The following is an 18351-nucleotide window of genomic DNA, read 5'->3' as shown; positions in this document are numbered from 1 at the left end:
CGGCGGCCGGTTTTCGGGATTTGTTCGCACCCCAGCGCTTTTCACGGCACGGCGACTGTTGCTGGTAGAGGTCGCTCTGGCGCCGTACCTCACCGGCGTCATGCCCGGGCTTGTCCCGGGCATCCACGTGGAGGGGCTGGGGGATAATCATCGGACGATTGCCCTGTCGGCCCGACGTGGATGGCCGGGACAAGCCCGGCCATGACGGGGGGATAGGCGGTGCGTTAGCAGTCCTCTGTCCCGAGATGGCACAGGGGCTCGGCCGCTGCGCGCACGCAGCAGGAACGGGGCGTGACCGAATCAGGCGGATGCCTGTTTTCGTCCTTTGTTCGCCCCTATCGCCCGCCCACCGCCCGGAACCCGGCCTCTCCGGCATCCGCATCGAAGAGATAGTCGAAGGCGTTCAGCGCTCGCACGGTGGTGTTGACGAAGGGCGGCCGGTCGCCGCGTCCGACGAGAATGACACGCTGCGGCGTCACCGGATTGCCGCGGTCGCCCACCGTGAAGCCGTAGGCCGGCGCCGGCTGGCCCGCGCCCGGCGATATTGCAAGGCTGGCGCCGTCCGCCACCACGCGCCCGCCGCGCAGGCCGGGCACGGCGAGGCCGTCCGTCTGCGCCGGCGGCAGGGTCAGGTACATGATGGACACGCCGGTATCGAGCAGCAGCGTGCCGCAGGCGGCGGGCGTGCGGGCGTTGAGCGCGAGGCAGACGGGGACGGGTTGCCAGTCGCCGGTGGCGGGGTCGCTGGCGAGCTTCACCTTCTGGAAGGCCCCGCCGGTATCCTTCGCCAGCCCCACCTGCACGCCGCGCCGCGTCACCACATAGCCGCGCCCCAAGGCGGGCGTGCCCATGCCGGCCACGTTAAGGAAGGGGTTGCGTCCCGGCCCCGCACCCGGCTGGCGATCCTTGGCCCGGGCGAAGCCGATGCCGAGCATGGAGACCCGGCGCGGCGCATCCATGGGGCGGCAGCTGCGGGCATTGCGCAGGCAGTCGATGCGCGTCACCGCCAGCACCGGGATGGGCTGGGTGGTGACGCTGGTGCCGTCCGCCCCGGCGACGGTCACCGGCACCATCACGTTCACTCCGCGCATGATGCGGCCGGAGGACGTGTAGGTGAGTTCGCCCGGCCCGAGGGGCGTCAGCTGGTCGAAGCCGGGGATGGCGCTGGCCGAGACGACCACGCCGGTGGAGCCGGTATCCATGATCGCGCGGCGCGCCGGCCCGCCATTGATAGAGAGTGAGAGCGTCGGCGGGCGCAGGATGGGCGCGCCCTCGGCCGGCGTATTGAGATAGGGCAGGAAGGCCGGCTGCTGCGCCAGCGCAGGGAGCGCCATGAAGGGCGTGGCGAGAAGCGCGAGGAGCGGGAGCGTGGCGGCGCGCATGGGCTTTTCCTCAGCTGTTGCAGGCTTGGCCGGAAGCGGCCGCTTGCGTGCGGTTTTCCTCACCCTAATGTCGGTGCGGCCTTACCGGGAGAGAAAACATGCGCCACGAGATTTCCGGAACGACGCTGCCCGTGCTCACCTTCACGCTGGCGCCGGGCGAGACCGTGCTGGCCGAGACGGATCGCCTCTCCTGGATGACGTCCAACGTCGCCATGCGCACCACCACGGCCACCGGCGGCTCGACCGGCTTCTTCGGCGCCATCGGCCGCGCGCTGGGCGGCGGCGGCCTGTTCATGACCGAGTTCACCGCCGAGGGCGGGGAGGCGCTGGTGGCCTTCGCCGCCACGGTGCCCGGCAGCATCTTCGAGATGCAGGTGGCGCCGGGGCGCGGCTATCTCATCCACCGCCACGGCTTCCTTGCCGGGGCGCCCACGCTCTCCATCGGCGTCGGGGTGCAGCAATCGCTGGGCGCCGGCGTCTTCGGCGGTGACGGCTTCATCCTGCAGCACCTTACGGGCGAGGGTTCGGCCTTCATCGAGCTGGGCGGCGAGATCGTCAGTTATACGCTGCAGCCGGGGCAGGATCTTCTGGTCCATCCCGGGCATGTGGGCATGTTCGAGGACAGCGTCGCCTTCGAGATCACCACCGTGCGGGGTGTGAAGAACATGCTGTTCGGCGGCGACGGCCTGTTCCTCGCCCGCCTCGCCGGGCCCGGCACGGTGTGGCTCCAGTCGCTCACCCCGTCCAAGCTCGCCCACGCGCTCCAGCCCTATCTGCCGGCCGGCGAGCGGCGGTGAGGAAGTCGGCCGCGGTCAGGCGACCGTGGCCAGTTCCTCCGCGATGAAGGCCACGAGGCGCGTGCCGCCTTCGGTGGGGGTGCCCACATTGTCGATGGTGAGGTCCGGGGCCACGTCCAGCTCCGGCGCGCGGGCGAGGCGTTCGGCGATGTCGTCGGCGCTCTCGCGGCCGCGCATGGCAAGGCGGGCAGCGCGCACCGGCACCGGCGCCGTCACATGCACCACCCTGACCCGCGCGAAGCGGCGGCGGGCCTCCGGCAACGTGGCACGGGAGCCGTTGGCCACCACGACGCCGCCCTGGGCGATCACCTCGGCAACCTCCGGTCCAAGGGCGTAGCTGAGCCCATGGGCGCGCCAGGAGAGGGGAAAGCGTCCCTCGGCCAGCAGCGCGTCGAACTCGGCTTCCGACAGCGTGCCATGCGCCTCGCCCGTGCCCGAAGGCCGGGTGACGAGGCGGCGTGCGAACAGCACCCGCGCGTCGCCGGCAAAGCGCGCGCGGGCGATGTCGATGAGGGTGTCCTTGCCGGCGCCGGAGGGACCGACCACGAGGAGCAGGGTGCCGGGGCCGAACCTGTCGCCTTCCCTTGCGCCGGCCGCAGTGTTCGTCATGCCACGCGCCGTCCTTCCCGCCACACGCCCTTCACCACCGGCATGTCGCCGGCCAAAGCCACCCGCACGAGGTCCGCGCGGCGGCCGGGCGCGATCTCGCCGCGATCGGCAAGGCCGGCCACCTCGGCCGGGGTCTTGGTGATCATCCGCACCGCTTCCGGCAGGGCGATGGAGGGCACCCGGCGGGTGAGGTCGAACGCCGCCCAGAGCAGCGAGGAGGGCACATAATCCGAGGAGAGGATATCCAGCCTGCCGCCGCGCGCCAGCGATTCCGCCGAGACGTTGCCGGTGTGGGAGCCGCCGCGCACGAGGTTCGGCGCGCCCATCAGCACGCGGATGCCTGCCTCGTGGGAGAGGCGGGCCGCCTCCTCGGTGGTGGGGAATTCGGCGATGGCAACGCCGTCGCCGATGGCCTCGGCCACATGCTCGGGGGTGCCGTCGTCATGGCTCGCGACCACGCAGCGGTGGGCTTGGGCGAGCGCAACCAGCCCCGCGCGGTTCTCGCGGGCGTAGCGCTCGTGGAAGTCGAGCCGCGAGGTGACGATCACGTCCATCTCCTCGGCGCTGATGCCGCTCTTCTTCATGTAATAGGAGCGGAACTGGTCGATGGTCGTAAACTGCCGCTGGCCGGGCGTGTGGTCCATGAGCGAGATCAGGTGGACGGGCGTCTTCTTCAGGATCGCCTCGGCGTCCTGAACCACCGTGTCGGTGGGCACCTCGCACCTGAGGTGGATGAAGTGGTCGGCGCGCAGCGCATCGGCGGCGCGGGCCGCCTCCAGAGCGGCGATAAGGAGCGGCGCGTCGCCGTCCATGCCCACCGCTTTCTTGTCCGGCCACACCCGCAGCGAGTCGAACACGGTGGTGATGCCCGAGGCGGCGATCTGCGCATCGTGGGCCAGCATGGCGGCGAGGGGGTTCCAGCGCACCTTGGGGCGGGGGGCGAGGTGGCCCTCCACATGGTCCGTGTGCAGCTCCACGAGGCCGGGCAGGAGATAATCGCCCTCCAGGTCCTCGGCGCCGGCCGGCACCACGCCGGTGCCGATGGCGGAGATGACGCTGTCCGTCACGCTCACATGGCCGGACACGATCTCGTCGGCGAGGACGAGGCGGGCATTGGCGAAAACCTGTCTCATGAAAGGGGCTCCGGGATCAGTCCAGCGGCCCCGGTCTTCGACCGGCGCCGAGGGGGCGCTCAGGCGCCGCGCGGGCTCGACCCGCGAGCCGGGCTCGCGGGCGTGGGATCAGGCTTCGAAACGGGTGACGTCCACCACCCGGTCGGCGACGGCCTCGCGGGTCTCGGCATCGTGGAAGATGCCGAGCAGGCCTGCGCCCGCCGCCTTCTTCTCGCGGATGAGGTCGATGACCACCTGCCGGTTGGCGGCGTCCAGCGAGGCGGTGGGCTCGTCCAGCAGCAGCAGCGGCTGGGAGCCGATGAAGCCGCGCGCCACGTTCACGCGCTGCTGCTCGCCGCCGGAGAAGGTGGCGGGCGGCAGCGACCACAGGCGCTCCGGCAGGTTGAGCCGGGCGAGCAGGGTGCCGGCGCGGGCCTTGGCGGTCTCTTCGTCCACGCCCTCGGCGCGTAGCGGCGCGGCCACCACGTCGAGGGTGGAGACGCGCGGGATTACGCGCAGGAACTGGCTGACATAGCCGACGCGGGTGCGCCGGAGCGCCAGCATCTGCCGCGGCTCGGCGCCCGCCACCTCGGCGAACGCCGCGCCATCGGCGATGCGCACGGAGCCGGCGTCGATGCGGTAATTGCCGTAGACCATCTTGAGGATGGAGCTTTTCCCCGCCCCCGACGGCCCGCCCAGCGCCACACACTCTCCGGCGCGCACCTCGAAGGTGACGCCGGACACCACCGGAAGGGTGAGCCCGCCGCGCAGGTGCAGGGTGAAGCTCTTGGCGAGGTTTTCGACGCGGAGAAGCAGGTCCTGCGTGTCCCGGACCAGCGACGGCGCAGCCGGAGCGCCGAGCCGGGACCCAGCGCAGGACTCCTGCGCAGCAGGCAAAGCGGAAGCGGTGTTCGGCATGGAAGCGCCTTCGGCGGAATGTTGCGCTGGGTCCCGGCTCGCGTTCCGCGCCACATGTGGCGCTTCACTTGGCCGGGACACGAAAGTCTCGATCATCATGCCGCAAGCACCGAGGAGACGAGGAGTTGGGTGTAGGGCTCGCGCGGGTCGTCGAGCACCTGGTCGGTGAGGCCCTGTTCGATCACGCGGCCGGACTTCATCACCATGATGCGGTGGGAGAGCAGCCGCGCCACCGCGAGGTCGTGGGTGACGATGACCACCGCGAGGCCGAATTCCTCCACCAGCTGGCGGATGAGATCGAGCAGGCGCGCCTGCACCGACACGTCGAGGCCCGAGGTCGGCTCGTCCATGAAGACGAGGCGGGGGCGGGTGACGAGGTTGCGGGCGATCTGCAGGCGCTGGCGCATGCCGCCGGAGAAGGTGCGGGGGTCGTCGTCGATGCGCTCGGCGGCGATCTCCACGCGGGAGAGCCAGTCGGTGGCCTCGCTGCGGATGTCGCCATAGTGGCGCCAGCCCACGGCCATCAGCCGCTCGCCCACGTTGCCGCCGGCCGAGACCGCCATGCGCAGCCCCTGCTCGGCATGCTGGCGCACGAAGCCCCAGTCGGTGCGCAGCAGCAGCCGGCGCTCGGCTTCCGAGAGGCTCGAGAGGTCGCGCGTCTCGCCGTCCCGCATGCGGTAGGCGACGCGCCCGGCGGTGGGGGCAAGCTCGGTGGAGAGAAGGCCGAGCAAAGTGGACTTGCCGGAGCCGCTTTCCCCGACGATGGCGAGCACCTCACCCTCGTGCAGGGTCAGGTCGACGTCGCGGCAGCCGAGGCGGTGGCCGTAATATTTGGCAAGGCCCTGGGCGGTGAGGAGGGGGGTGTCGGTCGTCATCGCGCCTCTCCGCTTTCGCCTGTGGCGAACCCCTCACCCGTCTCGCGGCTGGGCCGCGATCCACCCTCTCCCGCAAGGGGAGAGGGAATGCCGGTAGGGTTGCCCCCCTCTCCCCTGGTGGGAGAGGGGCTGGGGGTGAGGGGGGCGGGCTGAGCGCCATATGGCGCGCTCATGGTCCCGGTGTGCCCATCGGCCTGGCGGGTGGCGCAATGGTCGGTGTCGGAGCAGACGAACATGCGCCCGCCCTTGTCGTCGAGGATCACCTCGTCGAGATAGACGCCGGTCGCCCCGCACAGGGCGCAGGGCTCCTTGAAGGCCTGCACCTTGAAGGGATGGTCTTCGAAATCCAGCGACACCACCTGCGTGTAGGGCGGGATGGCATAGATGCGCTTTTCGCGTCCGGCGCCGAACAGCTGGAGCGCCGGGCTGTCATTCATCTTGGGATTGTCGAACTTCGGGATGGGGGAAGGGTCCATCATGTAGCGGCCCTCCACCTTCACCGGATAGGCGTAGGTGGTGGCGATGTGGCCGTGGCGGGCGATGTCCTCATAGAGCTTCACCTGCATCAGGCCATAATCGGCGAGGCCGTGCAGGCGGCGCGTCTCGGTCTCGCGCGGTTCGAGGAAGCGCAGCGGCTCGGGGATGGGCACCTGGAAGACGATGGTCTGCCCCGCCTTCAGCTCAGCCTCCGGGATGCGGTGGCGGGTCTGGATGATGGTGGCGTCCTGCGTGCGCGTGGTGGTGGCGACGCCGGCCGTGGTCTCGAAGAAGGTGCGGATGGCCACCGCATTGGTGGTGTCGTCCGAGCCCTGGTCGATCACCTTCAGCACGTCGTCGGCGCCGAGAATGGCCGCCGTCACCTGCACGCCGCCGGTGCCCCAGCCGTAGGGCATGGGCATCTCGCGCGAGGCGAAGGGCACCTGATAGCCGGGAATGGCAATGGCCTTCAGGATGGCCCGGCGGATCATCCGTTTCGTCTGCTCGTCGAGATAGGCGAAATTGTAGGTGATGGCCGGCATGGAAGAGGCCGGCGCGGTGGCGGGCGCGTTCATTCGGCGGCCTCCTTCATGTCCTCGGTGCCGGGGGCTGTCTCGGCCTCGGCGCGCATGCGGCGGATGAGGTCGAGTTCGGCCTGGAAGTCCACGTAGTGGGGCAGCTTCAGATGCTCCACGAAGCCCGTGGCCTGCACGTTGTCGCAATGGGAGAGGACGAATTCCTCGTCCTGCGCCGGGGCGCTCTTTTCCTCGCCCAGTTCCTTGAAGCGCAGCGCGCGGTCCACCAGCGCCATGGACATGGCCTTGCGCTCGCTCTGGCCGAAGACGAGGCCATAGCCGCGGGTGAACTGGGGTGGCTCGGTGGCCGAGCCCTTGAACTGGTTCACGCTCTGGCACTCGGTGACGGCGATGTCGCCGAGGGGCACAGCAAAGCCCAGTTCCTCCACATGCAGGCTCACCTCCACCGTGCCGAAGCGGATTTCGCCCACGAAGGGATGGGTGCGGGCATAGCCACGCTGGGTGGAATAGCCGAGCGCCAGCAAAAAGCCCTCGTCGCCCCGCGCCAGCGCCTGCAGGCGCAGCGGCCGGTCGGCTGGGAAGGAGAGGGGTTCGCGGGTGAGGTCGCGCGGCGGCGTGCCGTCATCGGCCGGTGAGGGCTCGATGAGCCCCTCGCCGCCGAGCAGGTCAGTGACGCGGGGCATCCGGGTTTCCCCCCTCTCCCCTTGCGGGAGAGGGGCCGGGGGTGAGGGGTGTGATCCATCCGTGGGAACAGCGCCAAACTCCCGGCGCTCCTCCCCCTCACCCCAGCCCTCTCCCGCAAGGGGAGAGGGGGCGCCTTCGGCCTTGGTCGCCAGCCGCTCATCCATCAGGCGGTGGGTGTAGTCGAAGGTGGGGCCGAGCACCTGCCCGCCGGGCAGGTCCTTGAAGGTGGCGGAGATGCGCCGTTCGATGCGCATGGCGCCCGTATCCACCGGCACCGAGGCGCCGAAGCGGGGCAAGGTGGTGCGGAAGGCGCGGGCGAGAAAGATGGCCTCGATCAGGTCGCCCCGTGCCTGCTTGATGGCGAGGGCCGCCAGCTCCCGGTCATAGAGCGAGCCCTCGGCCATCACCCGGTCCACGGCGAGGGAGAGCTGGCCGGCGATCTGGTCGAGCCCGATCTCCGGCACGCTTTCCTCACCCCGGCGGCGCTTGGCGAGCAGCGCGTGGGCATTGCGGATGGCGGCCTCGCCGCCCTTCACGGCCACGTACATGGATCAGTCCTCCATCACGGGCTTCACCGAGCGCGGCAGGCCCATAACAGCCCCAAGTCCGTCAGGCCCTTGCGCGGTGAGGATGAGGTCGATGCCGAGCGGGTAGAGCGCGCGGTTCGCGGCGAGCCGCGCGGCCAGGTCGGCGGGCAGCGGCGCGGCGGAGAAGCCGCGATGGCCCTTGATGCCGGGACCTGCGATAGCGAGGGCACCGGCGCCTAGCTCCTGAACCTGCACGATCAGCGTCGCCGAGCGGTCCGGATAGTCGGGCTCGCCCTGCGCGAAGGCGCCGAAGTCGGGCAGCGCCGCGCCATCCGCGATCAGCGCGAAGCGCGCGGCGGCGGGGTCGTCCACCACCGGCGCGCCGGTGTGGAAGCGCAGGAAGGCGGCCACCGCCGGCGCAGCGGAGAGCGCCGCGTCGAGGAACACCGGCGTTTCATAATCCAGCAAGGCGAGGGCGCAGGCGGCGGCCTCGCGGGAGAGCGGGGCGGGCGGGTCGAGGTCGCTCGCCAGCGGCACGGCAAGGCCGGGCTCCGCCATGGCGCGCATCACCGCGGCGAAGCTACGCTGGGCGTCGTGGACCGGATCGGCGAAGCCGGCGGCCAGGGGCGCCGCGAGGGCAGGGGCGGTCATCAGTCTTCTCCCCGCGCCATGGTGAAGAAATTGACCTTGGTCGCCTCCGTCTCCTCCGCCGCGATCGCCGCTTCCACGGCGAGGCGCCGGCGCACGGGGGTGAGCGCATCGGTGACGGCGAGGCGCAGCGCCGCGTCCTGCCACAAGGCATCGAGAATGGCGGCGGCCTCCGCCTTCGCCGGGTCGCGGCCGAGCAGATAGGAGACCCCGGTGGCGCCGCCCGCGAGCTGCACGGCGGCACGCGTCACGGTCGCCTCGCCCAGGTTGAACGGGGCGCCGTCGCCGCCGGTGCGGCCCTGCACCATGATGAGGCCGGCTTCGGCCGGGCGCAGCTTCTTGAGCTGGGGCAGGGGCTGGAAGCGCTCCACGGCGGCCTGAAGCTCGGCGCGGGTGGCGCGGGCATAAAGACCCATCATCACCTCCCGCGCGGCCTGCTCCACGGCGGGGTCGGCAACGGCGGCGATTTGTGGCTCGGTGCGGGGCGGTTCGGACCTCACGGGCGGCCTCCAGATGTCCCTGACCCTGGCGCAAACGCTACCGCGGGGCCTTGCTGGACATAGTTTGTATAGTAGTCTATACAAATGCGCAAGAAGGTATCTGCGCCCTTGGCGATTTCCCGGGGCGGGGTTGGGGAGGCAGGAATGTCTGGTGCGCCGCGCAGTCTCGCCGCCGACGGTCACAGCCCGATGACGGAGGACGACATGGGCGCCGCGCCCGCCGGCTCCGTCGCGCGCGGCAGCGGCGTCACCCTCTGGCGGCAGATCGCGGAGAAGCTGGAGGCCGAGATCCTCGCGGGCGTGCTCGCGCCCGGCGTGCGGCTGCCGGTGGAGGCGGACCTGGCCGAGCGCTTCGGCGTCAATCGCCACACGTTGCGCCGCGCGCTCTCCCACCTCTCCGAGGCCGGGCTGATCGAGGCGACGGCGGGCCGGGGCACCTTCGTGAAGGAGCCGCCGCTGCGCTATCCCATCGGCCCGCGCACCCGCTTCTCTGAGATCGTGGCGGCGGGCGGGCGCGAGCCCTCCGGCCGGTTCCGCGGCTCCACGGTGGAGGCGGCGGATGCGGACGTGGCGCGCGAGCTGCAGCTCGCCATCGGCACGCCGGTGCTGCGCATCGAGACCACCCACGAGGCGGACGGCGTGCCCATTTCCTGCGGCTCGGCCTGGTTTCCTGCCGCCCGCTGCCGCGACCTCGATCTCATCTATGAAGCCACCGGTTCGCTGACGCGGGCGCTGGCGACGCTGGGCATCGAGGATTTCCGCCGGAGCGAGACCCGCATCACCGCCCGCCCCGCCAATCCGCGCGAGATGGACATTCTGTCCCTTGCTCCAGGCCGCGCCGTGATGGTGCTGGAGCGCCTCGACGTGGAGGCCAACGGCACGCCCCTGCAATGGGGCCGCTCCTCCTTCGCGGCGGACCGGGTCCAGCTGGTTTTCAAGCCCTAGGTGCTTGCGTCGGCCAAACCTTCTGCGCGAAAAACAGGTAGCCCCGAAGGAGATACCGTTCCATGGCCGTTGTCGCCGATGAAGCCGCCCTGCGTCGTCTCTATGGCTCCGCCGCGGGGCGCAGCGTCGCCAAGCAGCTGGATCGGCTGGACCATCACTGCCGGCACTTCATCTCGCTGAGCCCGTTCGTGCTCATCGCCACGGCCGATGCCTCCGGCGCCGCCGATGTCTCGCCGCGCGGCGATGTGCCGGGCTTCGTCGCGGCGCGCGAGCGGGAGCTGCTCATTCCCGACCGGCCCGGCAACAACCGGCTGGATTCCCTCACCAACATCCTCGCCACGGGGCAGGTGGGCCTGCTCTTCCTCATTCCCGGCGTGGACGAGACCCTGCGGGTGAACGGCAACGCCTTCATCCATGACGACGAGGAGCTGACGCGCCTCTTCACCGTCGCCGGCAAGGCGCCCCGCACGGTGTTGCGGGTGGAAGTGAAGGAGGCCTATCTGCACTGTGCCAAGGCCTTCATGCGCTCGCGTCTGTGGGAGCCGGAGGCGCAGGTGGAGCGTTCCGCCCTGCCCACCATGGGCGAGATGCTGCGCGACCAGATCGCCAGCAAGGACGCCGCCAGCGCCGCCTCGTCCTTCGCCAACGAGGCGCCGGAGAGCCAGGAGCAGATGGTCGCGCGCTATCGGGAGATTCTGTACTGAGGGCGGCGCCGGTCGTGTTGGGTTGTCATGCCCCGGCTTGTCCGGGGCATCCACCCCTCCGCCAATCCGGGTGCTTGCAATCCGGGTGCTTGCAGGCCGGACGCTTGGACAACCACACACCGCTCCGGCCCCGAAGTGGATCCCCCGCACAAGGCGGGGGATGACGGGGTGAGACCGGTAGCGCGTGGCCGTGCCCGTCGCGCGACGCTTCCGCAAGGCCCCGGCCGTCCCTCACCCGATGCGGGATTTGCCGATGATGGCGAAGCGCAGGCGGGAGGAGATGAAGTCGATCACCGCCACCATGATGAGCATCATCAGGATGAGGAACGACACCTTCTGCCACTCCAGCACGCGGATCTGCTCGGCCAGGTGAAGGCCGAGGCCGCCCGCGCCGACGATGCCGACGATGGTGGACTGGCGGGCGTTGGATTCGAAGTAATAGAGCAGCTGGCTCGCCAGCACCGGCAGCACCTGCGGCAGCATGCCGAAGCGCACCGCTTCCACGGGTGAGCCGCCGGTGGAGACGACGCCCTCCACGGGCTTCCGGTCCAGCGCCTCCACGGCCTCCGAGAACAGTTTGCCCAGCTCGGCGAAGCTCGCGGTGGCGATGGCGAGGATGCCGGCGAACGGGCCTAGGCCCACCACCGTCACATAGATCAGCGCCCAGATCAGCCGGTCCACGCCGCGCACCGTGTCCAGCACCCGGCGCACGGCGAAATGGGCGAAGATGTTGGGAATGACGTTTTTCGCCGCGAGGAAGCCGAAAGGGAAGGCGATGACGGCGCCGCCCAGCGTGCCCAGGAAGGCGATGGCCAGCGTCTCGCCCAGAGCATGCATGTAGAGCGGCAGCTGCGTGCCGGGATCGGGCGGCATCATCAGCGTGACGAAATGCGCGAGCTGCGCGATGCCGCTGCCGAGCCGGCTGAAGTTGAAACCGAGCTGCCAGAAGCCGAAGGCGGCGAGGCCGGCGAGCACCGCGATCACCGCGCCGGTGCGCACCCGCGTGCCGGCCGGCGGCGAGACGAGGTGCGGATGGGCGGCGGCAAGGCGCGCGCGCTCGGCGCCCGAGAGATGGATGCGGGCGCGGCTCATCGCTGTGCTCCGAAGCCGAGCAGGCGGTGGCGCACCTGCTCGGTGACGAGATCGATGATCATCACCGCCGCGATGATGAGGAGGAGGATGGCGGAGACATCGGAGTAATAGAACTTGCGGATCGCCTCCACGAGATCCTGCCCGATGCCGCCGGCGCCGACGAAGCCCATGATGGAGGCCTCGCGCACGTTGATCTCGAAGCGCAGCAGGCCGTAGGAGGCGAAATTGGAGAGCACCTGCGGCACCACGGCGAAGCGCACGGTGGTGAGCCAGGAGGCGCCGGAGGCGGTGGCGCCCTCCACCGGCTTCATGTCGATATTCTCCACCACCTCGGCGAACAATTTGCCGAGCGCGCCCATGGTGTGGATGGCCAGCGCCAGCACGCCCGGCAGCGGGCCGAGGCCGAAGGCGACCACGAAGAGAAGGGCGAACACCAGCTCCGGCACGGTGCGGCAGAATTCCAGGAAGCGCCGCGCGGCGAGGCGGATGAAGGGGCTCTTCACCAGATTGGCGCTGGCGAGGAAGCACAGGCAGAAGCCGCCGATGGCGCCGATGAGGGTGCCGAGATAGGCGATCATGATGGTATCGACCAGCAGTTTCAGCCAGTGGTCGAGATTCCAGTACCACTCGGAAAGATCGGCGCCGAGGGTGTCCCAGTGCAGGACCGGCGTGATGCTCCAGAAATAGTTGGGCAGCCGGTCGGCATGGGCGAAGAAGACGGAGGGCTTCACCTCGCCCATCCACGCGGCGAGGACGATGCACACGGCAAGCACGCCGAACACGATCAGCGTATGCCGCCGCCGCGCCCGCACCGCCGCATCGTAATGCGCGATCAGCGGGGCGATCTGCTCGTCGGGCAGCCGGGTGATGGCGTGGGACACGTGGGCTCTGCCTGTTCCTTCCCTCCGCCCTTGCGGGAGAGGGGCCGGGGTAAGGGGGGCGTCTAGACGCAGGATGCGATGGGCGCCGTCCGCGCCTTAGGAGCCGCCGTCATGGCCGGGCTTGTCCCGGCCATCCACGTCCCGCGGCCGGGACGCCACCGCGGAACGTCGCGCATGCGGCTCGACGTGGATGCCCGGGACAAGCCCGGGCATGACGCGCGTTTCTTCGCCGGGGGGCGTCAGTCTCAGTTCTTCTTCTTGCGCAGATCGTCCACGAACTTGTTCAGCTCGATGATCTGCACATAGGCCTCGTTGTCGATGGGCTGCCAGGGCTGCTGCTTGCCTTCATAGATCTTGTCGAAAGCGCCCTTATCGTTCTGCTGGATCGAGAAGAAGGCCTCGCGGATCTTCGCCTTCAGGTCGGAGGGCAGGTCCGAGAGATAGGCGTAGGGCGAGTTCACGATCAGGTCGGACTTGTAGATGATGCGGAAGTCGTCGTACTTCGCCATCCCCTTGCGCTCCATGCGCTTGAGGTTGGATTCCTGCTCGTCGTTCCACCAATTGAAGGCGGCGTCGCAGGTGCCCTGCTGCACGGCGATGACGGCGTTCTCGTGCGAGCCGGCATAGACCACCTTGCCGAAGAACTCGTCGGGCTTGAGGCCCATCTTGTTCAGGGCGAAGCGCGGCACGTTGTTGCCGGAGGTGGAGTTGGGATCGACGAGGCAGAGGTTCTTGCCCTTCAGGTCCTCGATGGACTTGTAGGGGCTGTCGGCCTTCACGTAGAGCACCGAGTGATAGCCCTTGGTGCCGTCGAGGTTCACCTCGATGGCGAAGGCATCGATCTTTGCGCCGGTCATCAGCGCGCGGGCGAAGGAGGAGGGGCCGTAGGAGGCGATGTGGATGTTGCCGGCGCGCTGGCCCTCGATCACCGCGGCATAGTCGTTGGCGATGCGGAGCGTCACCTTGGTGCCGAGCTGCTTGGACAGGTAGTCCATGAGCGGCTGGAAGCGCTCGGTCACGCCCGAGGCGTTCTCGGCCGGGATGATGGCGAACACCAGCTCGGGATACTTCGCCTTCCCGTCCTGCGCGGCGGCAGCGCCGGCGGACATCACGAGCGCGGCGGCGGCCGCGATCAGGCTACGACGGTTCAGCATGTCTCGTGCTCCTGTCGGACGAAATCGAAATTGGGCAAGCAGGGTCGGCCGGCCCGCGGTCGCGGGTCGGCGCGGAAGGCACGCGCTCAGGCGAGCGCGGCCGCTTCGGGGATGCCGTCGTTGGCGGCGACGGGACGCCGCGCGGGCATGTCCATCACCTCGCCGGCCTCCAGGCCGTAGAGATCGTGCGCCACCTGCTCGGTCAGCGCCGCGGGGGCGCCGTCGAACACCACGCGGCCCTGCGCCATGCCCACGAGGCGGTCGCAATAGGTGCGGGCGAGGTCGAGCGAGTGCAGGTTGCACAGCACGGTGATGCCGAAGTGCTTGTTGATGCGCAGGAGCGCATCCATCACGATCTTCGTGTTGCGCGGATCTAGCGAGGCGATGGGCTCGTCGGCGAGGATCAGCGCCGGCTCCTGCGCCAGTGCGCGGGCGATGGCGACGCGCTGCTGCTGGCCGCCGGAAAGGCTGTCGGCGCGCTGGGCAGCGAGGGGGGCGATGTCGAACTGGTCGAGGGCGGAGAGGGCGATGGCCCGGTCATCCGCGCTCCAGCTCTTGGTGAGGGCGCGCCAGGCGGGAACGGTAGCGAGGCGGCCCATGAGCACGTTGGTCAGCACGTCCAGGCGGCCGACCAGGTTGAACTGCTGGAAGATCATCGCCGCCTCGGCGCGCCACTGGCGCAGGGCGCGGCCCTTGAGGGCGGTGACGTCCCGTCCGTCGAAGGAGATGCGGCCGGAGGAAGGGTCCTGCAGGCGGTTGACCATGCGCAGCAGGGTGGACTTGCCGGCCCCGGATCGGCCGATTACGCCCACGAAGGCGCCCTGGCCGATGGCGAGGTTCACGTTGGATACGGCCTCCTTGTCGCCGAAGCGTCGGGTGAGGCCCTCGATCACCAGCATCCGGAGGCTCCCAGAGCACGCGCCGGCCCGCTTGCAGGGCAAGCCGGCCGGTCAGCGCGGTCTCGATCACTGGCCGGCGGAGAATCGGTCGGCCTGAGCCGAAACGATCCACGCCAGCGCGTCGGCCCTTCGATAGCGCGGCTCCACAACACCCATGTGACGATCCCGCGCCGCGCTTCTGCGTTGGGTCGGGCGGCGCCGGCGGGGGTTGGGTCGACGGTCGCGGCATCGCCGTGTGACAGGCGGTTTATGACGGCGATGGGCGTCCCGCGCCGTGCGGTGTCAACGCCCTGTCATGATGGGCAGGCAAAAGACGGCGGTATCCGGCGGCGCGACTGCCCGTGTTGCCGGACTCAGAAACGAACGGCGCCGGGGAGGTTGGCTCCCCGGCGCCTTCGATCGACCGGACCCCGGTTATTGCTGTTCTCGGGTCCCAAGAGGGCGGTGGCGGGTCCTGACCTCAGACCAGACCGAGCAGCACAGCGCCAACGAAGCCGAAGGCCGCGCACGTCTCGATCACGGTGAGGAGATGGCCGAATGTCACCTTTTGCCTCGCAGGGTCGATCTTGAGAGAACCTTAACAAACTCTCAGACTGCGAAAAGAGGTAAGTTGTGCTGCATCGCCGCTGCAAAGTGTTGCAGCGCATGACTTTATTTGGCAGGGCGGGGGCCAAGTCGAGCCCCCCTCTACGCTTTCCCTTCCGCTGCGGCGCACGGTACGCAGCGGTGGAATACTGCATATCAGGCGGTAATCGCGGCTTCCACGAGGTTGGCGACGGCCAGCGCCTGCCGATCGCGCCCGAAACGCCCCACCACCTGCACCCCCACGGGCATGCCGTTGGCGGCGGATAGGCCGGCCACGTTGATCGCCGGGCAGCCCATGAGCGTCCACAGCCGGTTGAAGATGGCCGAGCCGGTGGAGGCGAAGCCTTCCGGTGCGTGGCCGGGGGCGGAGAAGGTGAGGATGGCGTCGACCTCCGCGAACACATCCCCCAGTGCATGCCGCGCCCGCTTGGCGGTGCGTCGCGCGCCGTCATAGAGATCGGGCGGAATGGCGCGGGCGGCTTCCAGATGGCTGCGCAGCAGGGGCGAGAGGCGGTCGCCGTCGTAGGTGAGCTCGTCGCCCAAAGCGAGCGCGGCCTCGAAGTCCTGCACCGTGCCGTGGATGGTGTCGGCCGCCTCCAGCGCCTCGGGCAATTCCAGATCGAAGATGCGGGCGCCCCTCGCCTCGGCCGCGCGGGCGGCGGCCTCCAGCGCGGCGTGGGCGTCGGGAGAGGCGACGCTGGCGCGGGCGGTGCGCACAATGGCGATGCGGGGCGCCTCGGCGGTCTCGTCCCCGATATCGAGGCCGCGGCCGGCGATGGCATCGGCGGCGAAGGCCACGTCGCGCACCCGGGCGCCGAACAGGCCAACCGTGTCTAGATGCCAGGAGAAGGTCTTCATGCCCAGCGTCGGCAGCAGGCGGAAGGTGGGCTTGTAGCCGGTGACGCCGCAGAAGGCAGCCGGGCGGATCACCGAGCCGCCGGTCTGGGTGCCGAGCGCCAGCGGCAGCATCCCCGCCGCCACCGCCGCCGCCGACCCCGCCGACGAGCCGCCGGGCGAGAAGGTGAGGCGGCGCGGATTGCGGGTACGCGTCGGCTGGAGGAAGGCGAACTCGGTGGTCTCGGTCTTCCCCACGACGAGGCCGCCGGCCCGGCGGGTCATGGCCACCACCGGCGCGTCGGTGCGCGGGCGGTAGCCGGCATAGATGGGGCTGCCATAGGTGGTGGGCATGTCGCGGGTGTCGAGGATGTCCTTCACCCCCACCGGCAGGCCGGCCAGCGGCATCGCGGCGAGGCCGGGCACGCGGGCGGCGGCGCGAGCCGAATCGATATTGAGCGTCACGAAGGCGCCGACCGCCCCCTCATGCTCGGCGATGGCGGCGGCGACCTGTTCGAGCACGGCTTCAGGCGTGGTGCGGCCGGAACGGATATCGGCGGCAAGATCTCGGGCGGAAAGCAGGCTCATGCGCTCACTCTGCGGCATCCATGGGCCGCCACCATGCGCAACCCCCGCCGCCGACGCAATGGCGGGGCGAGGGCGCTCCACGGCTACCCGCTCTCTCCACGGCTACCCGCTCTCTGCGTCCGGGAGAGGGTCGGGGCGGGGGTATCCGCCGACAGGGGACGAGCCGGCGCTTTCGGAAAAGCCCGCCCCCTCACCCTCCTCCCCTCTCCCGCGAGGGGAGAGGGGAGGAGGGCGGTGCCTCGCGCCTCACATCCCCGCATACAGCGGGAAGCGGGTGCAGATGTCGCGCACGGTCGCCCGCGCCGCAACTTCGGCCTTGCCGTTGGCTTCGGCACCGTTCGCCGCGAGGCCAGTGAGCACGTCGGCGATCAGGTCGGCCACCGTCTCGAACTCGGCGACGCCGAAGCCGCGCGTGGTGCCGGCGGGGGTGCCGAGGCGGATGCCGGACGTTACGGCCGGCTTCTCAGGATCGAACGGAATGCCGTTCTTGTTGCAGGTCAGGCCGGCCCGCTCCAGCGCGGCTTCCGCCGCCTTGCCGGTGACGCCGAAGGGCCTGAGGTCCACCAGCACCATATGGCTGTCGGTGCCGCCGGAGATGATGGCCGCGCCGCGCTGCGACAGCCGGGCCGCCAGCGCCCGGGCATTTGCGACCACCTGCGCGGCATAGGTGCGGAACTCCGGCGTCAGCGCCTCGCCGAACGCCACGGCCTTGGCGGCGATCACATGCATCAGCGGGCCGCCCTGCAGGCCGGGGAAGACGGCCGAATTGAGCTTCTTCGCCAGCGCCTCGTCATTGCTAAGGATCAGGCCGCCGCGCGGGCCGCGCAGGGTCTTGTGGGTGGTGGTCGTCACCACATGGGCGTGCGGGAAAGGCGAGGGGTAGGCCCCGGCGGCGATGAGCCCGGCATAGTGGGCGGCATCCACCATCAGCAGCGCGCCCACCTGATCGGCGATGGCGCGGAAGCGGGCGAAATCGATGATGCGCGGATAGGACGAGCCGCCGGCGATGATGAGCTTCGGCCGGTGCTCCAGCGCCAGGCGCTCCACCGCATCATAGTCGATCAAGGCGGTGTCCGGCGCGACGCCGTAGCCGATGGCGTTGAACCACTTGCCGGAGAGGGTGGGCGGCGCGCCGTGGGTGAGGTGGCCGCCGGCCGCCAGCGACATGCCGAGCAGGGTATCGCCGGGTTTGAGCGCCGCCATCAGCACGGCCGCATTGGCCTGCGCGCCCGAATGGGGCTGCACATTGGCAAAGCCCGCACCGAACAGCGCCTTGGCGCGGTCGATGGCGATCTCCTCCACCACGTCCACATGCTCGCAGCCGCCATAATAGCGCTTGCCCGGCAGGCCCTCCGCATACTTGTTGGTGAGCACCGAGCCCTGCGCCTTCAGCACCGCCTCCGACACGATGTTCTCGGAGGCGATCAGCTCGATCTGGTCCTGCTGGCGCCGAAGCTCCGCGCGGATGGCATCGAACACGGCGGTGTTGCCGGCCGGGGCGGGGGAGACGTGGAGAGTCATGGGCGGTTTCCTTGTTTGGGGGTTATTCGGACAAAGTTTTCCCTCTCCCGTCGCGGGAGACGGGGCGGGGGTGGGGGCCTTCC

General features: G+C 69.9%; 18 protein-coding genes. 3 read left to right on the top strand and 15 right to left on the bottom strand.

What is annotated here, in order from left to right; genetic code table 11:
• Positions 1-335 precede the first annotated feature (335 nt).
• The gene (locus FHT36_RS11050; RefSeq protein ID WP_169122550.1) at positions 336-1382 is read right to left on the bottom strand and encodes a hypothetical protein; all 1047 of its coding nucleotides are present in this window, start codon (positions 1380-1382) and stop codon (positions 336-338) included.
• Between the two features lie 98 nt (positions 1383-1480).
• Here FHT36_RS11050 and FHT36_RS11045 point away from each other — a divergent pair, with 98 nt between their 5' ends.
• Entirely contained in the window at positions 1481-2179 is a 699-nt protein-coding gene (locus tag FHT36_RS11045) for a TIGR00266 family protein (RefSeq protein WP_169122549.1), read from the top strand.
• Positions 2180-2194: 15 nt separating this feature from the next.
• Here the strand turns inward: FHT36_RS11045 and phnN are convergent, their stop codons facing one another.
• The 8 genes from phnN to phnG form a co-directional block, all read right to left on the bottom strand.
• Positions 2195-2788 (bottom strand): phosphonate metabolism protein/1,5-bisphosphokinase (PRPP-forming) PhnN, encoded by a 594-nt coding sequence (gene phnN, locus FHT36_RS11040; protein ID WP_169122548.1) that lies wholly within the window; start codon positions 2786-2788, stop codon positions 2195-2197.
• Positions 2785-3921, bottom strand: a complete 1137-nt coding sequence (locus tag FHT36_RS11035) for an alpha-D-ribose 1-methylphosphonate 5-triphosphate diphosphatase (protein WP_169122547.1) — start codon at positions 3919-3921, stop codon at positions 2785-2787. Before FHT36_RS11035 ends, phnN begins: the two co-directional genes overlap by 4 nt.
• 108 nt (positions 3922-4029) lie before the next feature.
• Positions 4030-4818 carry a phosphonate C-P lyase system protein PhnL gene (gene phnL, locus FHT36_RS11030; protein ID WP_169122546.1) on the bottom strand — a complete coding sequence of 263 codons (789 nt, stop codon included), beginning with the start codon at positions 4816-4818 and terminating at the stop codon, positions 4030-4032.
• A 95-nt stretch (positions 4819-4913) separates the two neighbouring features.
• Positions 4914-5693, bottom strand: coding sequence for a phosphonate C-P lyase system protein PhnK (phnK, locus tag FHT36_RS11025; RefSeq protein ID WP_169122545.1), 780 nt, complete (start codon positions 5691-5693; stop codon positions 4914-4916).
• The gene (locus FHT36_RS11020; RefSeq protein ID WP_246702190.1) at positions 5690-6712 is read right to left on the bottom strand and encodes an alpha-D-ribose 1-methylphosphonate 5-phosphate C-P-lyase PhnJ; all 1023 of its coding nucleotides are present in this window, start codon (positions 6710-6712) and stop codon (positions 5690-5692) included. The genes phnK and FHT36_RS11020 overlap by 4 nt, the downstream gene beginning before the upstream one ends.
• Positions 6713-6741: 29 nt before the next feature.
• Positions 6742-7938: a carbon-phosphorus lyase complex subunit PhnI gene (locus FHT36_RS11015; RefSeq protein ID WP_169122544.1), complete on the bottom strand. Its 1197-nt coding sequence runs from the start codon at positions 7936-7938 to the stop codon at positions 6742-6744.
• Positions 7939-7941: 3 nt separating this feature from the next.
• Positions 7942-8568: a phosphonate C-P lyase system protein PhnH gene (gene phnH / locus FHT36_RS11010; RefSeq protein WP_169122543.1), complete on the bottom strand. Its 627-nt coding sequence runs from the start codon at positions 8566-8568 to the stop codon at positions 7942-7944.
• Positions 8568-9065 carry a phosphonate C-P lyase system protein PhnG gene (gene phnG / locus FHT36_RS11005; protein ID WP_348644429.1) on the bottom strand — a complete coding sequence of 166 codons (498 nt, stop codon included), beginning with the start codon at positions 9063-9065 and terminating at the stop codon, positions 8568-8570. The genes phnH and phnG overlap by 1 nt, the downstream gene beginning before the upstream one ends.
• Before the next feature lie 144 nt (positions 9066-9209).
• Between phnG and phnF the strand changes: the two genes are divergently transcribed.
• Both phnF and FHT36_RS10995 read left to right on the top strand, forming a co-directional pair.
• Positions 9210-10010: a phosphonate metabolism transcriptional regulator PhnF gene (gene phnF, locus FHT36_RS11000; protein ID WP_169122542.1), complete on the top strand. Its 801-nt coding sequence runs from the start codon at positions 9210-9212 to the stop codon at positions 10008-10010.
• A 62-nt stretch (positions 10011-10072) separates the two neighbouring features.
• A complete protein-coding gene (locus FHT36_RS10995; RefSeq protein ID WP_169122541.1) occupies positions 10073-10714 on the top strand; it encodes a pyridoxamine 5'-phosphate oxidase family protein in 642 nt (213 codons plus the stop codon).
• Between the two features lie 231 nt (positions 10715-10945).
• Here the strand turns inward: FHT36_RS10995 and phnE (FHT36_RS10990) are convergent, their stop codons facing one another.
• The 6 genes from phnE (FHT36_RS10990) to glyA all read right to left on the bottom strand — a co-directional run bounded on the left by phnE (FHT36_RS10990) (position 10946) and on the right by glyA (position 18268).
• Positions 10946-11806: a phosphonate ABC transporter, permease protein PhnE gene (gene phnE, locus FHT36_RS10990; RefSeq protein ID WP_169122540.1), complete on the bottom strand. Its 861-nt coding sequence runs from the start codon at positions 11804-11806 to the stop codon at positions 10946-10948.
• Entirely contained in the window at positions 11803-12687 is an 885-nt protein-coding gene (phnE, locus tag FHT36_RS10985) for a phosphonate ABC transporter, permease protein PhnE (protein WP_169122539.1), read from the bottom strand. The genes phnE (FHT36_RS10990) and phnE (FHT36_RS10985) overlap by 4 nt, the downstream gene beginning before the upstream one ends.
• A gap of 245 nt (positions 12688-12932) precedes the next feature.
• A complete protein-coding gene (gene phnD, locus FHT36_RS10980; RefSeq protein WP_169122538.1) occupies positions 12933-13841 on the bottom strand; it encodes a phosphonate ABC transporter substrate-binding protein in 909 nt (302 codons plus the stop codon).
• Positions 13842-13927: 86 nt separating this feature from the next.
• Positions 13928-14740 (bottom strand): phosphonate ABC transporter ATP-binding protein, encoded by an 813-nt coding sequence (phnC, locus tag FHT36_RS10975; protein ID WP_169122537.1) that lies wholly within the window; start codon positions 14738-14740, stop codon positions 13928-13930.
• Between the two features lie 741 nt (positions 14741-15481).
• Positions 15482-16741, bottom strand: a complete 1260-nt coding sequence (locus FHT36_RS10970; protein ID WP_169122747.1) for an amidase — start codon at positions 16739-16741, stop codon at positions 15482-15484.
• A 252-nt stretch (positions 16742-16993) separates the two neighbouring features.
• Positions 16994-18268, bottom strand: a complete 1275-nt coding sequence (gene glyA / locus FHT36_RS10965; protein WP_169122536.1) for a serine hydroxymethyltransferase — start codon at positions 18266-18268, stop codon at positions 16994-16996.
• Positions 18269-18351: the final 83 nt, after the last annotated feature.

It is taken from the genome of Xanthobacter sp. SG618, from assembly GCF_012932745.1.
GTDB classification, from domain to species: domain Bacteria; phylum Pseudomonadota; class Alphaproteobacteria; order Rhizobiales; family Xanthobacteraceae; genus Xanthobacter; species Xanthobacter flavus.
This window is presented reverse-complemented; position numbering and strand designations above follow the sequence as displayed.

Excerpts from the sequence above, each read along its gene's own strand:
- FHT36_RS11035 (WP_169122547.1), bottom strand. The coding sequence starts at position 3,921 with ATGAGACAGGTTTTCGCCAATGCCCGCCTCGTCCTCGCCGACGAGATC.
- FHT36_RS11050 (WP_169122550.1), bottom strand. The coding sequence starts at position 1,382 with ATGCGCGCCGCCACGCTCCCGCTCCTCGCGCTTCTCGCCACGCCCTTC.
- phnH (WP_169122543.1), bottom strand. The coding sequence starts at position 8,568 with ATGACCGCCCCTGCCCTCGCGGCGCCCCTGGCCGCCGGCTTCGCCGAT.
- glyA (WP_169122536.1), bottom strand. The coding sequence starts at position 18,268 with ATGACTCTCCACGTCTCCCCCGCCCCGGCCGGCAACACCGCCGTGTTC.
- phnL (WP_169122546.1), bottom strand. The coding sequence starts at position 4,818 with ATGCCGAACACCGCTTCCGCTTTGCCTGCTGCGCAGGAGTCCTGCGCT.
- phnE (WP_169122540.1), bottom strand. The coding sequence starts at position 11,806 with ATGAGCCGCGCCCGCATCCATCTCTCGGGCGCCGAGCGCGCGCGCCTT.
- phnF (WP_169122542.1), top strand. The coding sequence starts at position 9,210 with ATGTCTGGTGCGCCGCGCAGTCTCGCCGCCGACGGTCACAGCCCGATG.
- FHT36_RS11020 (WP_246702190.1), bottom strand. The coding sequence starts at position 6,712 with ATGCCGGCCATCACCTACAATTTCGCCTATCTCGACGAGCAGACGAAA.
- phnN (WP_169122548.1), bottom strand. The coding sequence starts at position 2,788 with ATGACGAACACTGCGGCCGGCGCAAGGGAAGGCGACAGGTTCGGCCCC.
- phnK (WP_169122545.1), bottom strand. The coding sequence starts at position 5,693 with ATGACGACCGACACCCCCCTCCTCACCGCCCAGGGCCTTGCCAAATAT.
- FHT36_RS11045 (WP_169122549.1), top strand. The coding sequence starts at position 1,481 with ATGCGCCACGAGATTTCCGGAACGACGCTGCCCGTGCTCACCTTCACG.
- phnC (WP_169122537.1), bottom strand. The coding sequence starts at position 14,740 with ATGCTGGTGATCGAGGGCCTCACCCGACGCTTCGGCGACAAGGAGGCC.
- FHT36_RS10995 (WP_169122541.1), top strand. The coding sequence starts at position 10,073 with ATGGCCGTTGTCGCCGATGAAGCCGCCCTGCGTCGTCTCTATGGCTCC.
- phnD (WP_169122538.1), bottom strand. The coding sequence starts at position 13,841 with ATGCTGAACCGTCGTAGCCTGATCGCGGCCGCCGCCGCGCTCGTGATG.
- FHT36_RS11015 (WP_169122544.1), bottom strand. The coding sequence starts at position 7,938 with ATGTACGTGGCCGTGAAGGGCGGCGAGGCCGCCATCCGCAATGCCCAC.